The organism is Catenulispora pinistramenti (assembly GCF_018274385.1).
Classification (GTDB): Bacteria; Actinomycetota; Actinomycetes; order Streptomycetales; family Catenulisporaceae; genus Catenulispora; species Catenulispora pinistramenti.
On the sequence record NZ_JAAFYZ010000098.1, the window covers coordinates 23,367 to 35,133 of the forward strand.

At 68.9% G+C, this 11,767-nt stretch carries 7 protein-coding genes; 6 read left to right on the forward strand and 1 reads right to left on the reverse strand.

The window, feature by feature from the left end; translation table 11 throughout:
• The first annotated feature begins 53 nt into the window (after positions 1 to 53).
• The 6 genes from KGQ19_RS25925 (at position 54) to KGQ19_RS25950 (ending at position 9,547) form a co-directional block, all read left to right on the forward strand.
• Positions 54 to 1,109, forward strand: a complete 1,056-nt coding sequence (locus tag KGQ19_RS25925; protein WP_212012809.1) for an ABC transporter permease — start codon at positions 54 to 56, stop codon at positions 1,107 to 1,109.
• A gap of 40 nt (positions 1,110 to 1,149) precedes the next feature.
• Entirely contained in the window at positions 1,150 to 2,004 is an 855-nt protein-coding gene (locus KGQ19_RS25930) for a carbohydrate ABC transporter permease (RefSeq protein WP_212012833.1), read from the forward strand.
• A gap of 106 nt (positions 2,005 to 2,110) precedes the next feature.
• On the forward strand, positions 2,111 to 3,802 hold the full coding sequence (locus KGQ19_RS25935; RefSeq protein ID WP_212012811.1) for a type 2 periplasmic-binding domain-containing protein: 1,692 nt from the start codon (positions 2,111 to 2,113) through the stop codon (positions 3,800 to 3,802).
• Between the two features lie 17 nt (positions 3,803 to 3,819).
• Positions 3,820 to 5,574 (forward strand): polysaccharide lyase 8 family protein, encoded by a 1,755-nt coding sequence (locus tag KGQ19_RS25940; protein ID WP_212012813.1) that lies wholly within the window; start codon positions 3,820 to 3,822, stop codon positions 5,572 to 5,574.
• 91 nt (positions 5,575 to 5,665) lie between these two features.
• Positions 5,666 to 7,300, forward strand: a complete 1,635-nt coding sequence (locus KGQ19_RS25945; protein WP_230419444.1) for a right-handed parallel beta-helix repeat-containing protein — start codon at positions 5,666 to 5,668, stop codon at positions 7,298 to 7,300.
• 165 nt (positions 7,301 to 7,465) lie between these two features.
• Positions 7,466 to 9,547 (forward strand): hypothetical protein, encoded by a 2,082-nt coding sequence (locus tag KGQ19_RS25950; RefSeq protein ID WP_212012817.1) that lies wholly within the window; start codon positions 7,466 to 7,468, stop codon positions 9,545 to 9,547.
• Between the two features lie 164 nt (positions 9,548 to 9,711).
• Here the strand turns inward: KGQ19_RS25950 and KGQ19_RS25955 are convergent, their stop codons facing one another.
• Positions 9,712 to 11,580: a hypothetical protein gene (locus KGQ19_RS25955; protein ID WP_212012819.1), complete on the reverse strand. Its 1,869-nt coding sequence runs from the start codon at positions 11,578 to 11,580 to the stop codon at positions 9,712 to 9,714.
• Positions 11,581 to 11,767 lie beyond the last annotated feature (187 nt).

Below are 11,767 nucleotides of genomic sequence, written 5' to 3' on the forward strand. Positions count from 1 at the left end.
TGTCACGTCGTGAGCGCCACCGAGGACCCCGACCGATGCCAGGGGAGAGCACGTTGACCGATATACGCGCCGCGGACCGCCCGGTCCCCAGATCCGCGCCCGAGCAGGCCGCGGCCACCGATCGCCGTGTCCGCGGCCGCGTCCGCGTCCGCAGTCGCGGCCAGCGCAGCCGGCACACCGCCGCGGGCTCCTCGCTGACCCTGTGGCAGCGGATCAAGCGCGACAAGGTGCTGCTCGCCCTGATGCTGCCGGGCTTCCTGTACTTCGCGGTGTTCAGCTACGCGCCGCTGTTCGGGTACCTCTCGGCGTTCGAGGACTACCAGCCGTACACCGGCTTCATCCACAGCACGTGGGTGGGCATGCAGAACTTCACGGACCTGTTCGCCGACAGCGCGTTCTGGACCGCGCTGACCAACACCTTCGTGATCAGCCTGATCCAGCTCGTCCTGTTCTTCCCGGCGCCGATCGGCCTGGCCCTGCTGCTGAGCTCGGTGGCCTCGGGCCGGATCCGCAAGTTCGTGCAGAGCGTGGTCTACCTGCCGCACTTCATCGGCTGGGTGGTGATCGTCTCGATCTTCCAGGAGGTGCTGGGCCCGACCGGCGCGGTGCAGCACATGATGTCGTCGGTCGGTCTGCCGCGGTTCGACTTCATGTCCGACCCCGGGTTCTTCCCGTGGCTGGTGGCGATCCAGGCGATCTGGAAGGACTGCGGCTGGGGCACGATCATCTTCTTGGCCGCGCTGCTGAGCATCGACCAGGGGTTGTACGAGGCGGCGGCCGTGGACGGCGCGGGCCGCTGGCGACGGTTCCGCAGCGTCACGATGCCGGGGATCATGCCGGTCGTCATCCTGCTGCTGATCCTGCGCCTGGGCACGATCCTGTCGGTCGGCTTCGAGCAGATCCTGCTGCAACGCGACACCGTCGGCGCCAAGGCCGGCGAGGTCCTCGACACCTACGTGTACTACCACGGCGTGGCCACCCAGCAATGGGGCACCGCCGCGGCGGCCGGCTTGATCAAGGCCGTCGTGGGCCTGGTGCTGGTGCTCGGCGCCAACAAGGTCGCGCACCGCTTCGGACAGGAAGGGATCTACAGCCGTGGCGACCGTTGACATGGACATCCGGCCCTCGCGCACCGGCCGGCCGCCGTGGATGGAACGCCCCAGCCGGCTCGGCCGCGGCGGGAAGATCCTGGCGATCTCGCTGATCTCCGTCGTGGTGATCTACCCGTTCCTGGCGGTGGTCGCGACCAGCCTGTCTTCGGAGTCTGACATCGCGGCCTCCGGCGGTCTGGTGATCTGGCCCTCGCACCCGACGTTCGACGCCTACCGCTACGTCTTCAGCGGCGGCATCGTCTCGCAGGCGCTGTGGATCAGCTTCCTGGTGACGGTGGTCGGGACGGCGCTGAGCATGGCCGCCACGATCGGGATGGCCTACGGCCTGTCCCGCTCCGGGGTGGTCGGCGGCCGGTTCTTCCTGGCCACCGCGCTGTTCACGATGCTGTTCACGCCGGGCGTCATCCCGATGTTCCTGACCGTGCAGAAGCTGGGGATGTACAACACCCTGGCCTCGCTCGTGGTGCCCAGTCTGGTCAGCGCGTTCAACCTGGTCGTGCTGCGCTCGTTCTTCATGGGCCTGCCCGCCGAGTTGCTGGACGCGGCCCGGATCGACGGCCTGGGCGACTGGCGGATCCTCACCCGCGTGGTGCTGCCGCTGTCGAAGGCGGTGCTCGCGGTGGTGGCGCTGTTCTACGCGGTGTCCTACTGGAACGCCTTCTTCAGTGCCCTGCTTTACCTGAACGACACCAGCAAGTGGCCGCTGGCCCTGGTGCTGCGCGGCCTGGTGATCGGCGGCGAGGCCACCAGCGCGGCCAACGAGGGGGTCGTGCCGCAGCAGGCGGTGCAGATGGCGGTCGTCGTGGTGAGCGTCGTGCCGATCGCCGCCATCTATCCGTTCTTGCAGCGCTACTTCACCAAGGGCGTGCTCACCGGCGCCGTCAAGGGCTGAGAGCACGCACGGACCGGCCACCGATCCGCACACGCTCCAAGGCCGACCCCGCACCACATCAGGCACCGCAAACCACATCAGGACCGCACCCAACGCAAGGAGAAGCATGCACACACCCCACAGCCTCGGGCGCCGCGGATTCCTGCGCGGCGTGGGCGCCGCGGCGGCGCTGGCCACCGGCGGCTCCACGCTGGCCGCGTGCGGCAGCGGCAAGGCGGCGACCGTGAACAAGGCCGGCAGCGCGGCGCAGGTCCAGCTGCCGACCTACACGCCGCTGAGCAACGGCCCGACGCCGGACCTGCCGGGCACCGACGCCGGGGTCCCGGCCGGGTTCTACAACTACCCGGCTTCGCCGACCGCCGCGTTCGCCAGTCCGCCGCTGTCCGGCGGCAAGTTCTCGGCGATGACGCCGCTGTTCACCGCGCCGCCGCCGAGCCGGGGCTCGAACCCGGCGTGGCAGGCCGTGGAGAAGAAGCTCGGCGCGAGCGTGGACATCACGATGGTGGTCGGCGACGACTTCGACACCAAGCTCTCCACGCTGATCGCCGGCGGCGGGCTGCCGGACCTGATCCAGTACGACGGCCTCGGCGGCGTCCCGACCATCAGCAACCTGCCGCAGTTCCTGGACTCGCAGATCGCCGACCTCACCGAGCTGATCGGCGGCGACAAGATCAAGGCCTACCCGCACCTGGCGGCCATCCCGAAGGTGTTCTGGGAGCAGTGCACGGTCGCCGGCCGGCTGTACTTCCTGCCGATCCCGCGCGGCATCAGCGCCGGGGCCGGGCTGTACCGACAGGACCTGTTCGCGGCGGCGGGGGTGAACAGCTACAAGGACATCAAGAACTCGGACGACTTCCTCACCCTTCTCAAGGAGCTGACGAACCCGGGCAAGGACCGCTACGCACTGGCCACCAACGCCGGCGGCAACTACTACGGCCTGCCGATCTTCGAGCAGATCTTCGGCGTCCCGAACAAGTGGCGGGTGGACGGCGCGGGCAAGCTGACCGCCGACATCGAGACCGACGAGTTCAAGGCGGCGCTGGAGTTCATGGTCAAGGTGGCCAAGGCCGGCTGCTACTACCCGGGCTCGCAGGGCTGGACCAAGGCCAAGATGGAGGACGCCTTCCAGTCCGGCAAGGCCGCGCTCATCTACGACGGCCTTCCGGCGCTGTCCACCAGCGTCTGGGCCACCGCGCAGAAGATCGACCCGAACGCCAGGCTGATGCCGTTCGTGCCGTTCGGCGCCAACGGCGGGGCCGGCGTCGCCTACCAGGACAACGTGGTCTTCGCCGGCACCATGCTGAAGAAGGCGGACCCGGCGAAGCTGGCCGAGGTGCTGAAGATCGCCGACTTCCTGGCCGCGCCGTTCGGCACCGAGGAGTACCTGCTGAAGACCTACGGCGTCGAAGGCGCCGACTACACGCTGGACGCCAACCACAACCCGGTGCAGACCGACCAGGGCAAGAACGACTCGAACGTCACCTGGAAGTACGTCGCCGCGCCGCAGCTGGTCACCTACAACCCGGGTGTCAATGCCCTGACCGACGCGGCGCACCAGGCCTACAGCGAGCTGGTGCCGATGGCACTGCCGGACCCGACAGCGACGCTGTACTCGCCAACCTTCGGCAAGCAGGGCGTCTCGCTGTACAAGGCGGTCACCGACACCCTGACGCAGGTGATCGGCGGGCAGTCGAGCATGAGCTCGTTCGACTCCGCGGTGAAGACCTGGCGCAGCAACGGCGGCGACCAGATGCGGTCGGAGTTCGAGCAGGCGTACGCGAACGCGCCGAAGAGCTGAGGAGGGGACAGCCGCTCATGCGGGAAGCGATATTCGAGGAGCTGCTCGTCCGGTACGAGCAGCTGCTCCGCCGACGGACCGAGACCGAGATCGCTGAGATCCAGCTGGACCTCGACGTGTCCGACGAGGGTCACACGACCCTGAGCTACGCGCGGCTGCGGACCCTTGCGCTGGCCGGTGACGGTTCGACCGACACCATCGTCGACGCCCTGCGCTTCCTGCATGAGAACGCCTACCGCCCCGATGCGGAGGAGACCGGGAACTGGTGGCACTGGGAGATCGGGACGCCGCGCATCTTGCTGGACATCTGTGTCCTGCTTCGTGCGCACCTTCCCGACGCGGATCTGACGCGGTATCTCGCGACGGTGCAGCGGTTCTGCCCGGACGCCGATCGCCGGACCAAGACCGGCCCGTGGTCGCCACTGGCCGAGACCGGGGCGAACCGTGCCGACAAAGCCCTGATCGTCGCGCTCGCCGGACTGCTCGGCGGGGACTCCGAGCGAGTGGCGCTGGCGCGCGACGGGCTGTCGGATCTGCGCGACGGCAGGACCAACAGTCTGTTCCGGTATGTGACTTCCGGCGACGGCTTCTACGAAGACGGCTCCTTTATCCAGCACGACACGGTCGCCTACACCGGATCGTACGGCGTCGTGCTGCTGACCTCGGTCGCGGAGATCCTGGCGCTGCTGCGCGGCTCGCCGTGGGAAGTCACCGATCCCGGTGTGTCAGTGGTCTTCGACGCGGTCGAGCGATCGTTCCTGCCGTTCCTGTTCGAAGGCCGGATGATGGACACCGTCCGAGGCCGGGCCGTCGCGCGCCAGCACTCACGGGATCTGGACATCGGCGCCGCGGCGCTCGACGCGATCGAGCTGCTGGCGCAAAGCGCTCCCGCTTCTTACGCCGCCCGATGGAAGACCTTGGAGCGTCCGGACGGCTTCCACGTGTTCGGCTCGATGGACCGGGTGGTGCATCACCGGCCACGCTGGTCCGCCGCGCTGTCGCTGTCCTCGGAGCGCATCGCGCGCTACGAGTGCGGCAACGGCGAGAACCTGCACGGCTGGTACACCGGCGACGGCATGCTCTACATCTACGACCTCGATGATCCCGACCACTACACGGACGGGTTCTGGCCGACGGTCGATCCATACCGGCTTCCCGGCACGACAGTCGACACCCAGCGGCGCGAGGACGTCGGACGCGGGGCGGGCCGGGGCACCGGCGCGATCATGGCCCCGAACCGGATCGCCGGCGGGGCCGCCGTCGAGGGCGGGTTCGGTACTGCCGAACTCGACCTTTACGGCGAGGGCAGCACGCTTCGGGCGCGCAAGAAGTGGCACTTCACGGACGATGCCGTGATGGCGCTCGGGACGGACCTCTCCGCGTCCGACGGCCGCCGGATAGAGACGATCGTCGAGAACCGGAACCTGCGGGCGGACGCCACGCGGCGGTTCGTGGTGGACGGCGTGGCTCAGGATGCTGAGTTGGGCCTCGAACGTCGGTATCACGGGGTGCAGTGGGCGTACCTGGAAGGCGTCGGCGGCTACGTGTTCCCCGGCGGCGCCGATCTGGTGTCGCTGCGGGAGGAGCGGGTGGGGACCTGGCACGCCATCGACATCGGGGTGTCCACCGAAGGTGACGACGTCGAGGTCCGGCGGATCTATCACGCGTTGTGGCTCGATCACGGTGTCTCACCGCGGCGAGCCGGATATATGTACGTGCTCCTGCCGGGAGCCAGCGAAGAGGGGACCGCGAGACGTGCTGCTCAGCTTTGACGATCTGGACACCGCGCAGCGTGAGGTTAGGCGGCTGCTAGCGGCCGGACAGGGGCAGGACCTAGAGGTAAGACTGAGCGCCAAAACCTATATGAGGACTACTCCCCTGGTCTTCACCGAGCTGGATTCGGGGCGGAACGGGTACACCGTGACGTGGACCGCCGAGCCGGGCGGCCGGGTGGAGCTCTCCGGGGGCGTCGTGGTCACCGGCTGGCGGCCGGCTGAGCATGGCCGGTGGGTCGCCACGGTTCCGGATGCGGTGCTCACCCCGCGCCAGCTTTACGTCAATGGGCTGCGAGCCTCGTGGGCGCGCAGCGATTGGCTGGAGCATGAGGACTGCAAGATCGGCCCGGAGGGGATGACCGGCGCTGGCGCTCTGGGCGTCGCGGCGTACGGGCGTCCCTCGGATGTCGAGCTGGTGTTCCGGGTGCGGTGGCGTGACTACCACTGCCGGATCACCGACATCTCGGACGATCTGATCCGCTTCGCAGAGCCCTGCTGGACGAACGCGCTGCCGGGCACCGGACGCGTGGGGCCGCACTGGGACAACACGGCGGTCGGGACCGAGATTCACAGCTGGTCGATGTTCGCGAGCAATGCCCTGGAGTCGCTGACCGAGCCGGGGCACTTTGTCTGGAACTCCGATGCGCGGACCGTCACCTATCTTCCGCGTGACGGCGAAGACATGGAGAGCGCGGAAGTCATCGTTCCGGTCGCCGAGCAGTTGGTGGTCGTGGACGGCGCGCATGACCTCGTCCTCAAAGGCCTCTCGTTCGCCCACACCGCCTGGCACCGGTCAGACGGCTACGTCGGAGCTCAGGCGGGATTCACGCTGACTGGTGCGTCGGGTCCGCTGGGCGAGGCCGGGTCTCATTACACGAAGCCCGTTGCCGCGCTGACAGTCCGCGGGGGCCGGCGGGTCACGGTCAGCGGCTGCGAGTTCGTGCGTCTCGGCGGGGCCGGAGCCGTGTTCGAGGCTGGTACGAAGGACAGCACGGTCACGGCCTCGACGTTCGCCGACGTGTCCTCCGGCGGCTTGTATGTCGGCGGCATCGACCCGCATCCCACTGCCGAAGCAGCGGACGAGGGCAACACAGTGTCCTTCAACACCTTCCACGGCACCGGTGCGGAGTACACGGACTCGGTCGCGATCTGGGCCGGCTACACGCGGAACCTGACCATCGAGCGCAACACCCTGGAGCACCTGCCGTACTCCGGGATCAGTATCGGCTGGGGCTGGAACCAGCCCGAGGCCCAGGATCCGTGGCTCGGCGGGAACCGGATCGCCGGGAACCGGATCACCGACGTGCTGCGCGTTGCCGAGCGCCAGTACGACGGCGGCGCGATCTACACGCAGGGCCCGCAACCCGGGACCGTCATCGAAGCCAACTACATCAACCGGTCCGAGTACGGCACCACCGCCAACGACGGCAACGGGATCTACCTGGACGAGCAGAGTTCGCACATTCTCGTCACGGGCAACGTCGTCACGCGCGTCGGGTACAAGTGGGTGTCGAACTGGGCCGAGTACGGGGTCGAGAACCGCGCGGCCGGCAACTGGACGGACAACACGATCACCCCCGCGTTCTCCGGCGCCGGAAGCGTCATGGAGGACAACGCCGAAGGGCTGAGCGAGCTGCCGCCGGAAGCCGTCCGCGTCGCCGAGCAGGCCGGGGCCGGGCCGTGGCCCGGACCGGTGGAAGCGCTCGGCAACCACGGGCCCTGATGTGGGCCGGTGTTCCACAGCACCACAGTTCCTCCCGCACCACTGTCAAGTAAGCGCTTACTACGACGGAAAGGAACGCGAGGCATGCACCGTCACCATCCCCACTCCCGTCCCCACTCCCATCCACACCGAGGCCGGGCGAGACGAATCAGTGCCCTGCTCACCGTGGCCACGCTCGGATTCGCGGCGCTCGCCGCGACCCCGGCACAGGCCGCGACCCAGCAGTACCCGACCTACACCCTGGACCACACCGGCACCCTGAACTCCGGGCTGACCGGCGACATCGCGGGCTCGGCGTTCACCGACGCCGACGGCCAGTTCCACTGGCTCAGCTCCTACGCCGACTACGAGAGCACCGACAGCGGCTCGGACACCAACACCTTCACCAACACCGACCTCGGCGCGCTGAACAACCAGGTCGGCTCCGGCACCACCGAGATCACCGCCGACACCTACTGGAACAAGCCCGGCGCGCTGTGCTACCAGATCGACAAGGCCGCGCAGAACGCCGCGCCCTCGCCGTACCAGGACGACCACTGCGACGTGGTCGGCACCTGGGTCGATCCGAGCAGCGGGACCTGGTACGGGGTCGTGAACGACGAGTACGACTTCAACCCGTGGGGCAGCAGCAGCCAGACACAGAACCAGCGGATCGGCACCGGGATCCACGGCAACCGGATCCTCACCGCGTCCTCCAGCGACAAGGGGAAGACCTGGAACTACGGCGGCGAGATCATCACTTCGCCGTATCTGGGCAACGATTCTGAGGACGCCTCCTCGCAGCCCGGCAAGACCTGGGACTACGGCGTGGCCGGCAGCCGGCTGTTCGTGGACTACTCGACCGGCTACTTCTACGTGGTCTACAACACCCAGATCAAATTCAAGCCGAACTACACGACGTTCGCGTACTGGCCCGCGGTGGCGCGCGCCCCGATCAGCGGGAAGATGGCGCCGGGGACCTGGAACAAGTGGGACGGCGGGACGTGGACGCAGCCGGGGGTCGGCGGGTATGAGGGCATGGCGGGCAGTGCGCTGCACCTGAATCCGTCCTACGACCCGGCGACGGACCAGGTGGACTTCGCCGGGACCGGCGCGGACGGGACGTCGGTGGACTACCGCGCCTACTACGCGAACCAGCACGGCAACACGTTCACCTTCGACGACACCTCAGGGAACGTATACACCGCGAACACCTCGACCGGCGCGATCACCGACGCGTCCGGCGCGACGGTGCCGTCGGTCAGCTACCAGGATCCGGCGCTGAACAGCTCGGTGACGGTCTCCACGGCGAGCTCGAAGGTGAACGTCGCGGTCACGGACGCCACCGGCGCGACCGAGAGCACGACGCTCGGCGGGGCGGTGTTCCTGGACACCGCGACGAACCGGCTGTACATCACGCCGAACGTGGTGCAGGAGACGGCTTTCACGTTCAACCCGTTCTCGCTGGACTACCAGGGCGTGGGCTACGACGCCAACGTGTACCAGACCTCTGACTTGGGGAATCCGGACAGCTTGTCGATCGTCGGGACCGAGCCGTCGGGGGCGTCGAACTCGTACCTGACGAGCATCGACTACGGGAGCCTGACCAACCAGAACGTGAGCAGCCGCTCCTACCGGATGGTGTCCGCGCTGACCGGCGGGATGTGGGACGTCAGCATGGCGCCGCACTCCGCCGGACAGACGCACTACTCGGCGCAGGCGACACCGGTCGACGCCGGCGGCGCGCCGATCAGCTTCGCCTCGTCCGCGTCCTACGGCCTTTCGGTCGGCGGCACGGCGCTGAGCGACGGCAGCGGATCGGCGTGGCGGCTGGTCCCGGTCATGGACCAGTGGTCCACCGGCTACCGCACCGGTTTCTACAAGCTGGTGAACGTCGGCACCGGCGGCTATCTCCAGTCCACCGGCAGCACGGTCGAGCAGACCCGCGCGATCGGCTCGGCGGTGGCGACCGGCGCGCAGCAGGCGAACTTCGACCCCAGCGGCAACGGCGGCAGCGGCTCCCCCGGCGGCGCCGACCAGTGGTACCTGCAGCCGATCGGCAACGACGCCCCGCAGACGCTGAGCCCGTCGTCGTCGGCGGCGGACATCGCGGCCGCGACGAACACCTCGCTGGCCGGTGTGGGGCAGTACAAGCTGGTCAACCGGAACAGCGGGCTGGCGCTGGAGTACGTGAACGGCGGCTGGCAGCTGGCCGGGCAGGCGTTCGGGGATTCCGGGCAGGCGGTGGCGATCACGAAGACTTCGTGAGCTGAGCTGATTCGCGCTTTGGTGTGGGAGGGGCCGGCGGCTGCGCTTGGAGCGCGGCGGCCGGCCCTGTGCTTTCGCGGGCCGCGGGCCGCGAGCCGCGAGCCGCGAGCCGCGAGCCGCGAGCCGCGAGCCGCGAGGATTGTGCGTCCGCGGGCTGCGGCACCTCAGGGTGAGTAGCAGTACTGCGCACCGGCTTTCGCCGGATCAGGGTCGCCGCACCGATGTCCGGCCGCGTCGTACGCCTCGACCAGGGGCTGCTCCGCCGGCTCGTCCTGCTGAGTGACGTACGGCAGCGGGGCGACCAGCCATCTCCCGTCCGCGGACGCAGTCGCCGGCCCGCTCACCCGCAACTTGGCGACACCGGGCTTGGCGGCGACGACCAGGTACGGGCGCTTGGCCGGGGAGATCCAGACCATCGCGGCGGTCGCCTGCGTGACGAAGGTGCGGGTCGGACTGGATGCCTCGCTTCTGGCGTAGTTCGCCATGTCCTGGCCGGGCCACAAGGTGGCCGTGGCGCACGAGGCCCCCGACTCGGCCAGCAACGCGGCGTCAGAGAAGGGACCCCACTGTGGGCCGACACCTCCCCGGCTGATGACGTATCCGGTCCCGCCGCCGTCGGGAAGGGGGCCGCTGGCCATGTCCGACGCGTACTCGCTGAGGTACCCGATGTCGTCGAGGTCGCCGTTCAGCTCGGCCTGCTCCCGGAACGCACACCAGTCGGCGTTGCTCAGGTCCTGATGGTCCATGTAGTCGCTGCCGAGCACGGGGAGCAGCGGCGCGGGACTGTACAAGGTATCCGGCACCGTCACGGACGGGATGTCCACGGCGCTGTGGTCCGACTCCTTGAACCGGATGCCCGCTGACGGCGACCAGTCGGAAGGTTCTGACACCCGCTGCTGCGCCGTCTGCTGCGGCAATGGAACCTCAAGCACACCGCGGGCATCGGGATGGGCGGGGAGCCAGCCGGTCGAGGGGGTGTCCAACGGGCCCGTCTCGACATCGGAGGCCCCGGGCGGCAACAGGATCGGGTCGGTCTGGAAGACGCGGGAGTCCAGCAGGCGGATCGCGCCCGGTCCTGCCGGGTCCGGCGGGAGGGGGTTCACCATGACGCGCGTGTCGCCGAAGTGGGGTTCGCCCAGCTGCTTGTCACGAAGGCCCTCGGCATAGACCGCGAGCGAGCTGGCGTCGGAGGGCATCTGATCGACGACCATCGCCACGACGGTGACGTCCTGGACCCGGCCGGCGAAGATCACGTGCGGCTGGGTACCGGACGGCAGACCGCGCGCCCGCCAGCCGTCAGCCGCCCGGCGCAGGAGCGCGGTGTCGCCGAGCAGTTCGCCGCGCGCCGGCCAGGCATCGATGCCGTAGTCGCCGCCGACGACCTGCGACGCGCTCCAAACCCGCGGATCGTTGGCATAGGAACCCAGCGGAGGGATGCGTATCCCGAACCACCACACCCCGGCCGCCGCCAACGCGACGATCACGGCGGTGACCGCGCCGCCCACCCGGGTCCGGCGCCGACGACGCCTCAGCACCGCCCGCGCCGACACCGGCACAACCACCGGATCCAACTCGCGGCCGAGGAGCAGTGCCCTGATCTCCCCGGTCTCGCGGTCACGGCAGAGCCCGACAACGGCCTCCCGCACGCGCCCCTCGTAGAGGTCAGGCTGCTCTGGACTGACGAGACCGCCGAGGTCGTCCATCGCGGCGCCCTCCAGCAGGTGGTAGATCGCCGCGACGGCCACACGGTAGTCGTACGCCTTCATCTGGTCCAGCACCTTGCGCTGCTCCGCGGTCACGTCCACGGGCACCAGGCGCGGTCCGCGCAGGAACCGGCTCGACGCCCAGCTGCCGTAGCCGTCCAGCACCGACCGCAGGGCCTCGCGGACGGCGGCGTCATCATCGTCGGGATGCGCGGCGACGGCCGCCGCGGCGCGCCGGTGTGCTTGGACGAGGGCGGCCTTGGCCCCGTCGAACGGATAGCGCGCGATGTAGACCAGGCGCGCGGCACGCGTGTAGGACTCCTGGCTCATTTCTCCCGATTCCCCCGGTTCACCCTGTGTCGCCACGCTCGATGCTGTAAGTACCCTGATACGTTGCGCGCCGAATGCGACCCCACCCTGCCTTGATCTGGGGCGGGCGTCAATTGGGGTGGGGGGTCCGGGTTCGGATGTTGGTGGGGCTGTTCGCGGGGGCTTTTGTCTGGGGGTAGGTTGCGGT

What these genes read in the sequence shown, in the direction of transcription:
- KGQ19_RS25930 (WP_212012833.1), top strand. Translation starts at nt 1,150, where the DNA reads ATGGAACGCCCCAGCCGGCTCGGCCGCGGCGGGAAGATCCTGGCGATC.
- KGQ19_RS25935 (WP_212012811.1), top strand. Translation starts at nt 2,111, where the DNA reads ATGCACACACCCCACAGCCTCGGGCGCCGCGGATTCCTGCGCGGCGTG.
- KGQ19_RS25940 (WP_212012813.1), top strand. Translation starts at nt 3,820, where the DNA reads ATGCGGGAAGCGATATTCGAGGAGCTGCTCGTCCGGTACGAGCAGCTG.
- KGQ19_RS25945 (WP_230419444.1), top strand. Translation starts at nt 5,666, where the DNA reads ATGAGGACTACTCCCCTGGTCTTCACCGAGCTGGATTCGGGGCGGAAC.
- KGQ19_RS25955 (WP_212012819.1), bottom strand. Translation starts at nt 11,580, where the DNA reads ATGAGCCAGGAGTCCTACACGCGTGCCGCGCGCCTGGTCTACATCGCG.